The organism is Streptomyces sp. NPDC015220 (genome assembly GCF_043079345.1).
Lineage (GTDB): Bacteria > Actinomycetota > Actinomycetes > Streptomycetales > Streptomycetaceae > Streptomyces.
The window spans coordinates 95099-111072 of record NZ_JBIBUK010000024.1; the positions used below are offsets into that span (position 1 = coordinate 95099).

Annotated in this window: 13 protein-coding genes, 1 tRNA gene and 1 pseudogene; 11 read left to right on the forward strand and 4 right to left on the reverse strand. The window is 74.0% G+C overall.

Annotation, left to right across the window (positions count from 1 at the left end):
* The first annotated feature begins 229 nt into the window (after positions 1-229).
* The 4 genes and pseudogenes from ACF061_RS32550 to ACF061_RS32565 form a co-directional block, all read left to right on the forward strand.
* Positions 230-1123, forward strand: coding sequence for an FAD binding domain-containing protein (locus tag ACF061_RS32550; RefSeq protein ID WP_392270598.1), 894 nt, complete (start codon positions 230-232; stop codon positions 1121-1123).
* Positions 1120-3321 carry a 2Fe-2S iron-sulfur cluster-binding protein gene (locus ACF061_RS32555; protein ID WP_392270599.1) on the forward strand — a complete coding sequence of 734 codons (2202 nt, stop codon included), beginning with the start codon at positions 1120-1122 and terminating at the stop codon, positions 3319-3321. Before ACF061_RS32550 ends, ACF061_RS32555 begins: the two co-directional genes overlap by 4 nt.
* The gene (locus ACF061_RS32560; RefSeq protein WP_392270600.1) at positions 3318-5624 is read left to right on the forward strand and encodes a xanthine dehydrogenase family protein molybdopterin-binding subunit; all 2307 of its coding nucleotides are present in this window, start codon (positions 3318-3320) and stop codon (positions 5622-5624) included. Before ACF061_RS32555 ends, ACF061_RS32560 begins: the two co-directional genes overlap by 4 nt.
* A 167-nt stretch (positions 5625-5791) precedes the next feature.
* Positions 5792-6784 (forward strand): annotated as a pseudogene (locus tag ACF061_RS32565) (SUKH-4 family immunity protein); the annotation flags it as partial.
* Positions 6785-6815: 31 nt separating this feature from the next.
* Here the strand turns inward: ACF061_RS32565 and ACF061_RS32570 are convergent.
* A tRNA-Cys gene (locus ACF061_RS32570) sits at positions 6816-6887 on the reverse strand.
* A gap of 231 nt (positions 6888-7118) precedes the next feature.
* On the opposite strand from ACF061_RS32570, the gene ACF061_RS32575 reads away from it, so the two are divergent.
* The 6 genes from ACF061_RS32575 to ACF061_RS32600 all read left to right on the forward strand — a co-directional run bounded on the left by ACF061_RS32575 (position 7119) and on the right by ACF061_RS32600 (position 13270).
* Positions 7119-8585, forward strand: coding sequence for an MFS transporter (locus ACF061_RS32575; RefSeq protein ID WP_392270601.1), 1467 nt, complete (start codon positions 7119-7121; stop codon positions 8583-8585).
* 41 nt (positions 8586-8626) lie between these two features.
* Positions 8627-8827 carry a ribbon-helix-helix protein, CopG family gene (locus tag ACF061_RS32580; protein WP_392270602.1) on the forward strand — a complete coding sequence of 67 codons (201 nt, stop codon included), beginning with the start codon at positions 8627-8629 and terminating at the stop codon, positions 8825-8827.
* Positions 8824-9213 carry a type II toxin-antitoxin system death-on-curing family toxin gene (locus ACF061_RS32585; RefSeq protein ID WP_392270603.1) on the forward strand — a complete coding sequence of 130 codons (390 nt, stop codon included), beginning with the start codon at positions 8824-8826 and terminating at the stop codon, positions 9211-9213. Before ACF061_RS32580 ends, ACF061_RS32585 begins: the two co-directional genes overlap by 4 nt.
* A gap of 117 nt (positions 9214-9330) precedes the next feature.
* Positions 9331-11121 (forward strand): DEAD/DEAH box helicase, encoded by a 1791-nt coding sequence (locus tag ACF061_RS32590; RefSeq protein WP_392270604.1) that lies wholly within the window; start codon positions 9331-9333, stop codon positions 11119-11121.
* Between the two features lie 319 nt (positions 11122-11440).
* Complete coding sequence (locus ACF061_RS32595; RefSeq protein WP_392270605.1) at positions 11441-12082, forward strand: IclR family transcriptional regulator; 642 nt, start codon at positions 11441-11443, stop codon at positions 12080-12082.
* 393 nt (positions 12083-12475) lie between these two features.
* Positions 12476-13270, forward strand: a complete 795-nt coding sequence (locus ACF061_RS32600) for a S16 family serine protease (protein WP_392270606.1) — start codon at positions 12476-12478, stop codon at positions 13268-13270.
* A 61-nt stretch (positions 13271-13331) separates the two neighbouring features.
* Here the strand turns inward: ACF061_RS32600 and ACF061_RS32605 are convergent, their stop codons facing one another.
* From ACF061_RS32605 to ACF061_RS32615, 3 genes are all read right to left on the reverse strand, one after another.
* Positions 13332-13514, reverse strand: a complete 183-nt coding sequence (locus tag ACF061_RS32605; RefSeq protein WP_392270607.1) for a hypothetical protein — start codon at positions 13512-13514, stop codon at positions 13332-13334.
* An 11-nt stretch (positions 13515-13525) separates the two neighbouring features.
* Positions 13526-14116, reverse strand: a complete 591-nt coding sequence (locus tag ACF061_RS32610; RefSeq protein WP_392270608.1) for an ArsR/SmtB family transcription factor — start codon at positions 14114-14116, stop codon at positions 13526-13528.
* An 87-nt stretch (positions 14117-14203) separates the two neighbouring features.
* Positions 14204-14677, reverse strand: coding sequence for an Lrp/AsnC family transcriptional regulator (locus tag ACF061_RS32615; protein ID WP_392270631.1), 474 nt, complete (start codon positions 14675-14677; stop codon positions 14204-14206).
* 125 nt (positions 14678-14802) lie between these two features.
* Here ACF061_RS32615 and hppD point away from each other — a divergent pair, with 125 nt between their 5' ends.
* A complete protein-coding gene (gene hppD, locus ACF061_RS32620) occupies positions 14803-15951 on the forward strand; it encodes a 4-hydroxyphenylpyruvate dioxygenase (RefSeq protein WP_392270609.1) in 1149 nt (382 codons plus the stop codon).
* The last annotated feature ends 23 nt before the right edge of the window (positions 15952-15974 follow it).

Sequence of the window (15974 nt, forward strand, 5' to 3'; positions counted from 1 at the left end):
CGACACGGGAAAAGCGTCCCAAGGTCAGCGAAGAGCGGGAATTCGCCCGCATCGGTGACGCCGTGCCAAAACGGTTCATGTCCCCGATGAGGTGGGCGATCGCCTCCTGTCGGACCCGTGTCCGCGAGCGCTGCGAAGATGTGCCAAAGTTGCCACGTCCGCCCTGTCAGGTCGTACCGTACGGCAGCAACAGGCGGGACCAGTGGGGCAGCGGGAAGGGGCAGCCGGTTTGACCACGCACGCACCGCAGGCGGCGCAGGCCGTCACGTTGCCCACGACACTGGACGAGGCCGTGGCGGCGCTCACCGCCGTGCCGGCCGCCGTGCCGGTCGCGGGCGGCACCGACCTGATGGCCGCCGTCAACTCCGGGCAGCTCAGGCCCGCCGCGCTGGTCGGCCTCGGCCGGATCAGCGAGATCCGCGGCTGGCAGTACCAGGACGGCCACGGACTGCTCGGCGCGGGCCTCACGCACGCGCGCATGGGCCGTCCCGACTTCGCCGCGCTGATCCCGGCGCTCGCCGCCGCCGCGCGCGCCGCGGGACCGCCGCACATCCGCAACGCGGGCACCCTGGGCGGCAACATCGCCTCGGCCGCTCCCACCGGGGACGCGCTGCCGGTGCTCGCCGCCCTGGAGGCGACCCTGGTCATCGCGGGCCCGGGCGGAGCCCGCCGGGAGGTCCCGGTGTCGCACCTGCTGGCCGGCGTGGAGATGCTCCGCGCGGGCGAGCTCATCGGCTACGTGCGGGTGCCCCTGCTGCACGCGCCGCAGGTCTTCCTGAAGGCGACCGGCCGCACCGGTCCGGGCCGCGCGGTCGCCTCCGTGGCACTGGTCCTCGACCCGGCGCGGCGCGGTGTGCGCTGCGCGGTCGGCGCCATAGCACCGATGCCGCTCCGGCCGCTGGACGCCGAGCAGTGGGTGGCGCAGCTGATCGACTGGGACAACAACCGCGCGATCGTCCCCGAGGCGCTGAACGCCTTCGGCGAGTACGTCGCCGCCGCCTGCATCCCCGACCCGGCCCCGGCCGAGGACGGTTCGGTGCAGCAGCTTCCGCCCGCCGTACTGCACCTGCGGCGCACCGTCGCCGCGCTGGCCCGACGAGCACTGGGGAGGGCGCTGTCGTGACCGACGACCAGCACGCGGAGGGCACGCCCGGGAGCGGCGGCCGCTGGGACCCGCTGCCGCAGGGCGAGTACGACGACGGCGCGACGGCGTTCGTGAAGCTCCCCGAGGGCGGCATCGACGCCCTGCGGGCCGCCGACAGCCCGCTGGCCGCGCCCGGCCACGGCTACGTGCCGCCGCGGATAACGGCCGCGTCCGCCCCGCCCGCGGCCGCCGATCCGGCGGCCACCGGCGAGTGGACCGTGCCGGGCGCGCCCGCCGCCGGCGCCCATTGGCCCGACCCGAACGCGGTGCCGCGGGACGGCGACGGCGACGCGGACGACCGGTTCACGTACCACCCCGGGGCCACCCAGCAGTGGAACTTCCACGAGACCCAGGGGCAGCACGACACCCAGGCGGGCCGGCCGGCGCCCGGACACGACGTGACCGGACAGTGGTCGATCCCGGTCGCCGGGGGCGAACTCCCCGACGAGTCGGGCGAGTTCACCACGTCGTCCCTGGTGCAGCAGTGGGGCGGCACTCCGCCCGCCACCCTTCCCGGCGGCGCCGCGGCCCCGTGGGCGGCGCAGCCGGCCGGACAACCGTGGGACGGGCCGCGGCACGACCCCGCCGGGACCGGGCACGACGGCGGGCCCGCCACGGAGGCGTACGAGCCCGCCGCGGACACGTACGACCACAGCGCGGAGGCGTACGAGCCCGCCACGGACACGTACGACCACAGCGCGGAGGCGTACGAGCCCGCCACGGACACGTACGACCCCGCCGCGGAGGCGTACCGGGCCGAGCCCCCGACGGCCGACGCCGGCCCGGACGCGGGGCACCCGGCGGCGCGGGCGCCGCACGCGCCCGAGCACGCCGGACACATCGAGTCCGAGTACACCGAAGGTGCCGAGCACGCCGGACACATCGAGTCCGAGTACACCGAACGTGCCGAGCACGCCGGACACATCGAGTCCGAGTACACCGAACGTGCCGAGCACGCCGGACTCGGGACGGACGCCACCGGCGCGGCCGACCCGGAGTCCGGGACCGCGCGGGCCGGGACCCAGGAACCAGGGCCCGCGCGGGCCGGGACCCCGCGGGCCGGCGCCCCGGAGGCCGCGCTCGCCCGGCCCGGGGCCCCGGACGTCGACGAAGCCCGGCCCGCGGTCGGACCGGGCGCCGAGCCCGCACACCACCCCGACCACGCCGAGGGCGCGCCGGCCGAGACCGCGGAAGTGCCCGCGGAGCCCGCCGAGGCGTCCGCGGACACCGCGCCCGCCGAGGGGACCGGCCCCGCGCCCCGGCCCGCCGAGGAGCCCGCCACGGCCCCGGAGGACCGAGCCCCCGAACCCACGGCCCCGGAGGACCGAGCCCCCGAACCCACGGCCCCGGAGGCCGCGCCGGACGCCGACGCCGGAACCGTCCCGCGCGCCGACGCCGCAACCGTGCCGGACCCCGGCCCCGGGACCGCCCCGCACGCCGACCTCGGGACCGTGCCGGACACCGCCGCCGAGACCGTCCCGGACACCGACGCCGAGGCCGCGCGCCAGGACCCGGCCCCCCAGGACGACCCGCCGCCCGCGCCACCGCAGGACGAACACCCGCTCGCCTCCTTCGTCCTGCGCGTCAACGGCGCCGACCGGCCGGTCACCGACGCCTGGATCGGCGAGTCGCTGCTGTACGTGCTGCGTGAGCGGCTCGGCCTCGCGGGCGCCAAGGACGGCTGCTCGCAGGGCGAGTGCGGCGCCTGCAACGTGCAGGTCGACGGCCGGCTGGTCGCCTCCTGCCTGGTGCCCGCCGTGACCGCGGCCGGCAGCGAGGTCCGTACCGTCGAGGGCCTGGCCGTCGACGGACAGCCCTCGGACGTGCAGCGCGCGCTCGCCCGGTGCGGCGCCGTGCAGTGCGGCTTCTGCGTGCCCGGCATGGCGATGACCGTGCACGACCTGCTGGAGGGCAACCCGGAACCCACCGAACTGGAGACCCGTCAGGCCCTGTGCGGCAACCTGTGCCGCTGCTCGGGCTACCGGGGTGTCCTGGACGCGGTCCGGGAGGTCGTCGCCGAGCGCGCGGCGGACACCGCGGGCGAGGCGGCCGAACCGCCCGCCGACGAGCCGCGCATCCCGCACCAGGCGGGGCCCGGGGCCGGCGGGATCCACCCCTCGGCGTTCGACTCGCCCGAACAGCACGACCCCTACGGCCAGGACGGAGGCCAGGCGTGAGCAACGAAGCCGCCGCCGCTGCCGCCACGGAGACCGCCACCGCGCCCGAGCCGCTGCCGCACGGCATCGGCTCCTCGCTGCCGGCCGCCGACGCCCGCGCCAAGACGGAGGGCACCTTCCCGTACGCGGCCGACCTGTGGGCCGAGGGCCTGCTGTGGGCGGCCGTGCTGCGCTCGCCCCACCCGCACGCGCGCATCGTGTCCATCGACACCACCCACGCGCGCGAGATGCCCGGTGTGCGCGCCGTCGTCACCCACCAGGACGTGCCCGGCAGCCCGCTGCACGGCCGGGGCAGGGCCGACCGCCCGGTGTTCGCCTCCGAGGTCGTACGCCACCACGGCGAGCCCATCGCGGCCGTCGCCGCCGACCACCCGGACACCGCGCGGATGGCCGCCGCCGCCGTCATCGTCGAGTACGAGGTCCTCGACCCGGTGACCGACCCCGAGCAGGCGTTCGAGGCCGAACCGCTGCACCCGGACGGCAACCTGATCCGGCACATCCCGCTGCGCCACGGCGACCCGGAGGCGGCAGGGGAGATCGTCGTCGAGGGCCTGTACCGCATCGGCCGCCAGGACCCGGCCCCCATCGGCGCCGAGGCGGGCCTCGCCGTGCCCCGCCCCGACGGCGGCGTCGAGCTGTACCTGGCCTCCACCGACCCGCACGCCGACCGGGACACGCTCGCCGCCTGCTACGGTCTGGCCCCCGAACGGGTGAAGATCGTCGTCACCGGGGTCCCGGGCGCGGTCGCCGACCGCGAGGACCAGGGCTTCCAACTGCCGCTCGGCCTGCTGGCGCTGCGCACCGGCTGCCCGGTGAAGCTGACGGCGACCCGCGAGGAGTCCTTCCTGGGCCACGCGCACCGGCACCCCACCCTCCTGCGCTACCGCCACCACGCCGACGCCGAGGGCAGACTGGTGAAGGTCGAGGCGCAGATCCTGCTGGACGCGGGCGCCTACGCCGACACCTCCGCCGAGGCACTGGCCGCCGCCGTGTCCTTCGCCTGCGGTCCCTACGTCGTCCCGAACGCCTTCATCGAGGGCTGGGCGGTGCGTACCAACAACCCGCCGTCGGGCCATGTGCGCGGCGAGGGGGCGATGCAGGTCTGCGCCGCCTACGAGGCGCAGATGGACAAGCTGGCCAAGAAGCTCGGCGTGGACCCGGCGGAACTGCGGCTGCGCAACGTGCTGGCGACCGGTGACGTCCTGCCGACCGGCCAGACGGTCACCTGCCCGGCCCCGGTCGCCGAACTCCTCCAGGCCGTCCAGGACCACCCGCTGCCCCCGCTGCCCAAGGACACCGCCGAGGACGAGTGGCTGCTGCCCGGCGGTCCCGAGGGCGCGGGCGAACCGGGCGCGGTGCGCCGAGGCGTGGGCTACGGCCTGGGCATGGTGCACATGCTGGGCGCGGAGGGCACCGACGAGGTCTCGACGGCCACCGTGAAGGTGCACGACGGTGTCGCGACCGTGCTGTGCGCGGCCGTCGAGACCGGCCAGGGCTTCACCACGCTGGCCCGGCAGATCGTCCAGGAGACCCTGGGCGTCGACGAGGTGCACGTGGCCCCGGTCGACACCGACCAGCCGCCGGCGGGCGCGGGCTGCCGCGGCCGGCACACCTGGGTGTCGGGCGGCGCGGTGGAGCGGGCGGCGAAGATGGTCCGCACCCAGTTGCTCCAGCCGCTGGCGCACAAGTTCGGCATGTCCACCGAACTGCTGCAGATCACCGACGGCAAGATCACCTCGTACGACGGCGTGCTGTCGACCACGGTCACCGAGGCGATGGACGGCAAGGAGCTGTGGGCGACGGCCCAGTGCCGCCCGCACCCCACCGAGCCGCTGGACGAGGCCGGGCAGGGCGACGCCTTCGTGGGCCTCGCCTTCTGCGCGATCCGCGCGGTCGTGGACGTCGACGTCGAGATCGGCTCGGTACGGGTGGTGGAGCTGGCCGTCGCCCAGGACGTGGGCCGGGTGCTGAACCCCGCGCAGCTCGCCTCCCGCATCGAGGGCGGCGTCACCCAGGGCGTGGGCATCGCCCTCACCGAGAACCTGCGCGCCCCGCGCGGCCTGGTCCGCCACCCCGACCTCACGGGCTACGCCCTGCCCACCGCCCTGGACGCGCCGGACATCCGGATCGTGAAGCTGGTGGAGGAGCGGGACGTGGTGGCGCCGTTCGGTGCGAAGGCGGTCAGCGCGGTCCCGGTGGTCACCGCTCCCGCGGCGATCGCCTCCGCGGTGCGGGCCGCCACCGGACGCGCCGTCAACCGTCTCCCGATCCGGCCGCAGGCCGCGGTGGTCACCGGCCCTTGACCGGTCGTTCCACCGGTGTTCGAGCGGACCGGGGTCGTTGTCAGTGGTGCGGCGTAGGGTTCTCGGCAGTGGGGACGACGGCTCCGCCCGCGGCGGGCCGGCCGTTCCCCGCCCGGGAGCGGGCCGGCCCGGGCCTGTGGAACCGATCCGCACGGGGGAACCGGACGATGAGCACGACCCTGACCGCCACCAAGACGATCGCCCTGACCGGGCCCGACCCCGGTCCCCGCGGCCCGCACGGGCCGACGCGCCGCCTTCGCACGGGCGTCGTACCGCCGGTCGCCGTCGTACCGCCGGTCGCCGTCGCCCCACCGGCGTCCGGGGCGCCGCGCGGGGACCGCTCGCGCCCGCTCGCGCCGTCCCTGGACGCCCTCGTGCGGTTCGCCGCGGTCACGGAGGAACTGGCGGGCCTGCGCGGACGGTTCGCCTCCCGCGCCGGCCGTTACGGCCCGGAGGCGGTCGCCGAGTCCTCCCATCGCCTCCTCGCGGTGTTCGAGGAGGGCACGGACGGCCGGGTCCCGGCGTGCCGGCCGGCGGCCGTCCTGGTCCGCCCGCTCTCCCTCGCCGCCGGCCCGGGCACGGCCTCCGGTCTGACCCTGGACCTCCCCGTCCGCCTGCTGGAGCGGGAGTTCGGCGCGGGCCGCGTCGTCCGCTTCGAGGAGGTCGACTTCCCCGCCGCGCTCACCCACGAGCCGACCCGCCGCTTCCTGCGCGAGACGGGCCTGCCCGAGGACGGCCGGCCGTTCCGCACGGACACCGACGTCGCCCTGCCCACCCTCGCCGAGTACCGCGCCGACCAGGACCCCGGTGACCGCCCGCCCGCCGAACCGCCCGCCCTCGCCGACCGGTTGGTACGCCTGGGCCGCCTGGCGGACGACAACGGCCTGGTGGTGGACGGCGCCACGGGCGAGGTGTGGAACTGGAGCGAGCCCGAGGCCACGCTCCACCCGCTCAACAAGGACGTCTCCACCCTCGCCTTCACCCTGTGGCTGCTGCACCACGAGGAGCGGACCGGCGCCGGGCCCGGCACCGACGCGTACGACCGGCTCGCCATGACGATGATCGGGGAACTCGCCGCCTCCGACCCGGCGCGGACCACGCCGGACGCCGACTGGCACTACTGGGCGGAGCTGTTCCGGGACGAGGCGGGCGGCGTGCTCCGCAGCACACCGCCCGCCGACCCCCTCTGGGAGGCCGTGGCGGGAATTGAACCCGCGTACCTCGCTTTGCAGGCGAGTCCCTCGGCCACTCGGGCACACGGCCGTGTCGGGGAGCCGCTCGCTCGTTGAGCCGCGCACTCGTTCCGAACCGGTGGAACGACCGTAGGCCGCGGGGGCGCGGCCGCTCAAGGGACGGGCGGGGGCTGCAACGGGACTGCCACACGCCGTTCACGAAAGCGGGGCCCCGGCACATCCGGTCGTACGACCAAGGTCCCGGTCCGGGGCCGACTCCCGACAGGGGTCAAAGCCGCTCGCGGACCTTACCCTGACGACCATGACCGTGCTCGAACCGCGCGACGCCGATGTCGCGGACACCTCCGGTACCGCCCGCCCGCCGATCGACTCACCGGCCGACACCGTGCTCGGCCGCGCCTACCGGTCGCTCAGCATCGGGATCGTCTCGGTCGTGCTGCTGATCGCCTTCGAGGCGACCGCCGTCGGCACGGCGATGCCGGTCGCGGCGCGGGAACTGCACGGGATCTCGCTGTACGCGTTCGCGTTCTCCGGGTACTTCACGACGAGCCTGTTCGGGATGGTGCTCGCCGGGCAGTGGTCGGACCGGCGGGGACCGCTGGGCGCGCTCACCGCGGGGATCGGCGCGTTCGCGGCCGGGCTGCTGCTGGCCGGGACGGCGGGCACCATGTGGGTGTTCATCGTCGGGCGCGCCGTGCAGGGGCTCGGCGGCGGGCTGGTCATCGTCGCCCTGTACGTCGTCGTCGGCCGGGCCTATCCCGAGCGGCTGCGCCCGGCGATCATGGCGGCCTTCGCGGCGGCCTGGGTCGTGCCCTCCATAGTCGGTCCGCTCGCCGCCGGCGCGGTGACCGAGCACCTGGGCTGGCGCTGGGTGTTCGTCGGCATCCCGGTGCTGGTGGTGTTCCCGCTGGCGATCGCCCTGCCGCAGATACGCCGGCGGGCGTCCGGGCCGGTGGGGGAGGGCGCCCGGGAGACGGCCGGGCAGTCGTTCGACCGGCGGCGCATCCGGCTCGCCCTCGGCATCTCGCTCGGCGCCGGACTGCTGCAGTACGCGGCGCAGGACCTGCGGTGGATCTCGCTGCTGCCCGCGGCGGCGGGCGCGGTGCTGCTGGTGCCCGCCGTGCGCGGGCTGCTGCCGCGCGGCACGTACCGGGCGGCGCGCGGGCTGCCGTCGGTGGTGCTGCTGCGCGGGGTCGCGGCGGGCTCCTTCATCGCCGCCGAGTCCTTCGTGCCGCTGATGCTGGTCACCCAGCGCGGGCTGTCCCCGACGCTGGCCGGGTTCTCGCTCGCGGCCGGCGGGGGCACCTGGGCGCTGGGCTCCTGGGTGCAGTCGCGGCCGGGCGCGGCGCCGTACCGGGAGCGGCTGATGACGCTCGGGATGGTGCTGGTCGCGGCGGCCATCGTCACCGCGCCCAGCGTGCTGATCCACTCCGTGCCGGTCTGGACGGTCGCCGTCGCCTGGGGCTTCGGCTGCTTCGGCATGGGCCTGGTCATCTCCTCCACCAGCGTGCTCCTGCTCCAGCTCTCCGCCCCCGAGGAGGCCGGCGCCAACTCCGCGGCCCTGCAGATCTCCGACGCCCTGTCCAACGTCGTCCTCCTGGCGATCGGCGGTGCGGCGTTCGCCGCCCTGGGCGGCGGCACGGTCGCCGCCGCGACGACCTCCGGCTCCCCGGCCCACCCGGCCGCCTTCGCCGCGGTGTTCCTGCCGATGGCGGCGGTGGCGTTGACGGGGGCCTGGGTGACGCGGCGGTTGCACGCCCAGCCTTGATTGGTACCACTTTGGCCCCAAGGCGATGGTACCGTTTTGGTATGGCTATGAACCTGCGACTCCGCGAAGACCAGACGGAAGCCCTGAAGGCGCGCGCCGAGGAGGAGGGCGTCAGCATGCACGCCATACTGCTGAGGGCCGTGGACGACTACCTGGCCAGGACGGCGCACGAGGCCCTGGTCCGGAAGGCCGCCAAGGAGCAGACCGCCAAGTGGGCCGAACTGCTGGAGCGGCTCAAGTGACGGTCGTCTACCTGTCCGCCGAGGACGTCCTGGCCGTCGCCGCGCTCGCGGTCGACGACCAGGACGTCGTCGTACGCGACGCCGGTCTGCTGGAGTCGGCCGTGCACCGGCCCTCGGCCGCGATGTTCGGGCAGGAGGCGTACCCCGACCTGCTGGACAAGGCGGCGGCGCTCCTCCAGTCCCTGGCGATCAACCATCCGTTCGTCGACGGCAACAAGCGCACGGCCTGGACCTCGTGCGTGGTCTTCCTGGCCATGAACGACGTGCAGTTGCGCCCCGACATCGATGCGGCGGAACGTCTGGTCATCGCTGTCGCGACGGGCGCGCTGGACGAGGTGAAGGCGATCGGCGAGGCGCTGCGGGAACTCGCCGAGCGGGACGTGTGAGCTGAGTCCCATCCCGGAGTCGCGCCGCGCCGTCGGCGCGTCGGCACCGCCGGGCCGCCGGTAGGGTGGCCCGGTTGTCATACGTAGCCGAGCCCCCAGCACAGCGAACCGGAGACCGTGACTACTACCGCCTCCTCCTCCCACCACCTCTCGCCCGCCTTCCCCGGTCGCGCCCCCTGGGGCACCGCCAGCAAGCTGCGTGCCTGGCAGCAGGGCGCGATGGAGAAGTACCTCCAGGAACAGCCGCGTGACTTCCTCGCGGTCGCCACTCCCGGCGCCGGGAAGACCACCTTCGCGCTGACGCTCGCCTCCTGGCTGCTGCACCACCACGTCGTGCAGCAGGTGACCGTGGTCGCCCCGACCGAGCACCTGAAGAAGCAGTGGGCGGAGGCGGCCGCGCGCGTCGGCATCAGGCTGGACCCCGAGTACAGCGCGGGCCCGCTGAGCCGGGAGTACCACGGGGTCGCCGTGACGTACGCCGGTGTCGGCGTGCGCCCGATGCTGCACCGCAACCGCGTCGAGCAGCGCAAGACCCTGGTGATCCTCGACGAGATCCACCACGCCGGCGACTCCAAGTCGTGGGGCGAGGCCTGTCTGGAGGCGTTCGAGCCCGCGACCCGCCGGCTCGCCCTCACCGGCACGCCGTTCCGCTCCGACACCAACCCGATCCCGTTCGTGACGTACGAGGAGGGCGACGACGGCATCCGGCGCTCGTCCGCCGACTACACCTACGGCTACGGCTCCGCGCTCTCCGACGGCGTCGTCCGGCCCGTCATCTTCCTCTCCTACAGCGGCAACATGCGCTGGCGCACCAAGGCGGGCGACGAGATCGAGGCCAGGCTCGGCGAGCCGATGACCAAGGACGCGGTCAGCCAGGCCTGGCGCACCGCGCTCGACGCGCGCGGCGAGTGGATGCCGGCCGTGCTGCGCGCCGCCGACCAGCGGCTGACCGAGGTCCGCAAGGGCATCCCGGACGCCGGCGCCCTGGTCATCGCCTCCGACCAGGACTCCGCGCGCGCCTACGCCAAGCTGATCCGCGAGATCACGGGCAAGGGCCCGACGGTCGTGCTGTCCGACGACGTCGGCGCTTCGAAGAAGATCGACGAGTTCAGCGCCGGCGACGACCGCTGGATGGTCGCCGTCCGCATGGTCTCCGAGGGCGTCGACGTACCCCGGCTCGCCGTCGGGGTGTACGCGACGACCATCTCCACGCCGCTGTTCTTCGCCCAGGCCGTCGGCCGTTTCGTACGGTCCCGGCGGCGCGGCGAGACCGCCTCCGTCTTCCTGCCTACCGTCCCGGACCTGCTGACCTTCGCCAACGAGATGGAGGTCGAGCGCGACCACGCCCTCGACAGGCCGAAGAAGGAGGGCGAGGAGGACCCCTACGCCGAGTCCGAGAAGGAGATGGAGGAGGCGAACCGGGAGCAGGACGAGGACACCGGCGAGCAGGACATGCTGCCCTTCGAGGCGCTGGAGTCCGACGCCGTCTTCGACCGGGTCCTCTACGACGGCGCCGAGTTCGGCATGCAGGCCCACCCGGGGAGCGAGGAGGAGCAGGACTACCTCGGCATCCCGGGGCTGCTCGAACCCGACCAGGTGCAGATGCTGCTGCAGAAGCGGCAGGCCCGGCAGATCGCGCACAGCCGCAGGAAGCCGGACACCGAGGCCGACCTGCTCGAACTGCCCGCCGAGCGGCGTCCGGTGGTGAGCCACAAGGAGATGATGGAGCTGCGCAAGCAGCTCAACACCATGGTCGGCGCCTACGTCCACCAGAGCGGCAAGCCGCACGGCGTCATCCACACCGAGCTGCGCCGGGTGTGCGGCGGCCCGCCGAGCGCCGAGGCGACGGCGGGGCAGCTGCGGCAGCGCATCGCCAAGGTGCAGGAGTGGGCGACCCGGATGAGGTAGGGGCGGGTCCCGCGGGACACGTGGGACCGGGTGGCACGGGTTTGCCGTACGTATCGGGACGAACGCGCACAGTCTCCGTCGGCCGGTGACCGGATTCTGGACGGAGGCTTCCGCTCAGCGAACCGGCTTCGCTACTGTCCGGCTACGCACACGCCCCGTGGCAGCGCCGCCGCGGAGCGCAGCCGTGAAGCGACTTCAGTCCGGGACGGCCCGGACCGCAGGCCGATCGGCGGCCTCTGTCGCGCGTCACTGAACGGGACTCGGTGACGTATCCGCCGCGAGGAGCGCTGCCGACCTCACCACCTAAGGAGTGGGCGTCGTGACCGCGGAGACCTCCCAGACGCTCGACCGGGGACTCAGGGTCCTCAAACTTTTGGCCGACACGGACCACGGGCTGACCGTCACCGAGCTTTCCCTGAAACTGGGCGTGAACCGGACGGTGGTGTACCGGCTCCTCGCCACCCTGGAGCAGCACGCGCTGGTCCGCCGAGACCTCGGCGGACGGGCCCGGGTCGGGCTCGGGGTGCTGCGCCTGGGCCGGCAGGTGCACCCGCTGGTGCGCGAGGCGGCGCTGCCCGCGCTGCGGTCGCTGGCCGAGGACATAGGCGCGACCGCGCACCTGACCCTGGTGGACGGTGCGGAGGCGCTGGCCGTCGCCGTGGTGGAGCCCACCTGGACGGACTACCACGTGGCCTACCGGGCCGGGTTCCGCCACTCCCTGGACCGGGGCGCCGCGGGCAAGGCCATCCTCTCGGCCCGCCGCCAGCCGATGACGGACCCCGGCTACACCCTCACCCACGGCGAACTGGAGGCGGGCGCCTGCGGCGCCGCGGCGCCGCTGCTCGGCGTGACCGGGGTCGAGGGCAGTGTGGGTGTGGTGATGCTGGCCGACGCCGTGCCCGAACGGGTGGGTCCGAGGGTGATGGACGCGGCCCGCGAGGTGGCCGAAGCGCTCAGGTGACCGAGCGGGGGGCGAGCGGCGGACCCGCGAGCGCGGGCTCCGCGAGCGCGGGCCTTGCGAGCGTGCGGGGCCCGTCGCCCCCAGCCGACCGAGCAGCCGTCTCCCGCGCCGGCGCTTGTCGGCCGTGGGGTCGTCCGCGCCCTGCCGGTCCCGCGGCCGTCTCCCGCACCCGCGCCTGCCGGCCGTGAGGCCTCCCGCATCCTGCCGGTCTCGCGGCCGCTTCCCGCGCTCGCGTCCGTCAGCCGTGGGCATCTTCCGCGCCCGCCGGTGACGCGGCCGCCTCCCGCACCCGTCGACGTCGGCCGTGGGGCCTCCCGCGCCCGGCGGTCGTGCGGTCTCCCGCGCCCCACGGCCGACGAGTGGCCGCGAGCGGTCGTCGCGTAGATTGATTCCGTGCTCTCTCGCCTCACACGCCCCCAGGCCCTAGCCGTCTGCGCGGCTCCCGTCGTGGCTCTGATCGCCACCGCGGTGTTCGCGCCGCTGCCGTTCTCGGTGGCGCAGCCGGGGTCGACGGCGAACGTGCTCGGGTCGTTCAAGGGCAACGAGGTGATCCGGATCTCCGGCGCCCCCGTGCGCAGGACCAGCGGACAGTTGCGGATGACGACCATCGTGGCGACCGGCCCCGACGCGCACATCTCGCTGGGCGACGTGGTCGACGGCTGGTTCGCCACCGACCGGGCGGTCATGCCGCGTGACGCGGTCTACCCGAGCGGCGACACCGTCCAGCAGATCGAGCGGCACAACGTCGGCCAGATGAAGGAGTCCCAGGAGGCGGCCACCCAGGCCGCCCTGAAGTACCTCGGTCGCAGCGGCGACAAGAACATCAAGGTCTCGCTGGACCTCGGCGACATCGGCGGTCCCAGCGCGGGCCTGCTGTTCACCCTGGGCATCATCGACAAGCTCCACGGCGACGGCGGCGGCGCCGACCTCACCGGCGGCCGTACGGTGGCCGGCACGGGGACGATCACCCCCGACGGCACGGTGGGCGCGGTCGGCGGTGTGGCCCTCAAGACGCAGGCCGCCCGTCGGGACGGCGCCACGGTCTTCCTGGTCCCGAAGGCCGAGTGCGCCGACGCCAAGGCGGAGCTGCCGAAGGGGCTGCGCCTGGTTCCGGTGACCACCCTCAAGGGCGCGGTGAACGCGCTGACCGCCCTGAGCAAGGGCAAGGGCTCGGTTCCGAGCTGCTGATTCCCGGTGCCGTGACCGGAACCGGCTCACGGCGCCCGGCGTGATCCGCGGCCAACTCCGGCTAGACGGCCGCGGGCCTGGGCGCGGCGGCCATGCGCAGGCCGACCTCGACGAGGGTCCAGCCGAGCCGGGCCCGCAGCTCGCCCGGCCCCCGGGCGTCCGCGGCCAGGCGGTGTGCCTCGGCGTCGGCCCGGAGTTCGGTCGCGCGGGCGCGGTGCAGGATGAGGTGGCTCTCGGGATGCATCGTGGGTCCTCTCAGTCCGTGTGGATCGGGAAGGTGTGCGTGTGGACGCGCACGCGCTCGGCGTCCGGGTCGTCCGCCGTCGCGGGCAGGTCGCGGTATTCGTCGACGAGCGCGTGCATCCGCGCGACCAGTTCGCGGGCGCGTCCGGGTGTGAGCCGCAGGGTCATGTCGCTCAGGTCCGAGGCGTGGATCCACTCCTCCGGCCAGGTGTGCCGGTTGCCGAGCCAGGTCGAGAGCTCCTGCGTGTGCCTAGTCGCCACTTCGTGCATCAGCATGTCGAGCGCGCCGCGCACGGCGGGGTCGGTGTCCGTGAACAGTTCGTCGTCGAACGCCAGACCGTCGTGGGCCGCCCGCCACCACCGCTCGCGCCCCTTGCCGTGCTCCGGGGCGTCCTCGACGAAGCCGTAGGCCGCCAGTTGGCGCAGGTGGTAGCTGGTCGCACCGCTGGACTCGCCCAGTTTCCCGGCGAGTTGGGACGCGGTGGCGGGCCCGCCGAAGCGCAGGGCGGTGAGCAGCTGCACGCGCAGCGGGTGGGCGAGCCCGCGCAGTGACCGGGCGTTGAGGTGATGGAGGTTGGGCTTCTGGGGCTGGGGCTCCGACATGCATGCAAAGGTAGCGTTGCAAAGAACCTCTTGCAAGGCTTTCTTTGCAACTAGGTCATGCGGGGTCTTCCCCGCGCCCGCGCCCGCCTACCGGTTCTCCTCCGCCGCCTGCTCCACCAGCGGAATGATCCGCAGCGGCACCGGGTTCTCCATCACGATCGCGGTCGAGGCGCGGACGATGCCCTCGATCCCCACCACCCGGTCGATCACCCGCTGGAGGTCGGCGTTGGAGCGGGCCACCAGCCGGCACAGCATGTCGTTGGCGCCCGTGGTGGTGTGCAGCTCCAGCACCTCCGGCACGGTCGCCAGGTGGGCCCGTACGCCCGCGCCCTGCCCCTGCCGGATCTGCAGCGTCGCGAACGCCGTCACCGGATAGCCGAGCGCCGCGGGGTCCACCTCCGGACCGAAGCCCCGGACGACCCCGTTCGACTGGAGCCGGTCCAGCCGGGCCTGCACGGTGCCCCGGGCGACCCCCAGCCGCCGGGACATCTCCAGCACGCCGATCCGCGGCTCGCGCGCCAGCAGCACGATGATGCGGCCGTCCAGATGATCGATCGCCACCAGCCCCGCCTCCCGGGTGGTCATCCTGTACAGAAAGCCCGTTGATACGGGTCTTCCACTGGTCATCCTGCCCAGTGAATTCGCGAACTATTGCGCACCTTGCGGGACGGGGTGAACCTTCCGCTATGACGCAGACCACAGAGCACGCTCCCGACGCGACCGCCCGGCAGGCCGACCCCTTCCCGGTCAAGGGAATGGACGCGGTCGTCTTCGCCGTGGGCAACGCCAAGCAGGCGGCGCACTACTACTCCACCGCCTTCGGCATGACGCTGGTCGCCTACTCCGGACCGGAGAACGGCAGCCGGGAGACCGCGAGCTACGTCCTGGAAAGCGGCTCCGCCCGCTTCGTGTTCACCTCGGTGATCAAGCCCGCCACCGACTGGGGCCGCTTCCTCGTCCAGCACGTGGCCGAGCACGGCGACGGCGTCGTCGACCTCGCCATCGAGGTGCCGGACGCGCGCGCCGCCCACGCCTACGCCGTCGAGCACGGCGCCCGCTCCGTGGCCGAGCCGTACGAGGTGAAGGACGAGCACGGCACGGTCGTCCTCGCCGCGATCGCCACCTACGGCGAGACCCGCCACACCCTCGTGGACCGCTCCGGCTACGACGGCCCCTACCTGCCCGGTTACACGGCGGCCGAGCCGATCGTCGAACCGCCCGCCCGGCGCTCCTTCCAGGCCGTCGACCACTGCGTCGGCAACGTCGAACTCGGCCGGATGAACGAGTGGGTCGAGTTCTACAACAAGGTCATGGGCTTCACGAACATGAAGGAGTTCGTGGGCGACGACATCGCCACCGAGTACAGCGCGCTGATGTCCAAGGTCGTGGCCGACGGCACGCTCAAGGTCAAGTTCCCGATCAACGAGCCGGCCATCGCCAAGAAGAAGTCCCAGATCGACGAGTACCTGGAGTTCTACGGCGGCGCCGGCGTCCAGCACATCGCGCTGAACTCCAACGACATCGTGCACACGGTCCGGCAGATGCGCGCGGCCGGCGTGGAGTTCCTGGACACCCCGGACTCGTACTACGACACCCTCGGCGAGTGGGCCGGCGAGACCCGCGTGCCCGTCGACGTCCTGCGCGAGCTGAAGATCCTCGTCGACCGCGACGAGGACGGCTACCTGCTGCAGATCTTCACCAAGCCGGTCCAGGACCGCCCGACCGTCTTCTTCGAGATCATCGAGCGGCACGGCTCGATGGGCTTCGGCAAGGGCAACTTCAAGGCCCTGTTCGAGGCGATCGAGCGCGAGCAGGAGCGCCGCGGCAACCTCTGAGCGGCGTCGGCCGCCGCGACCCG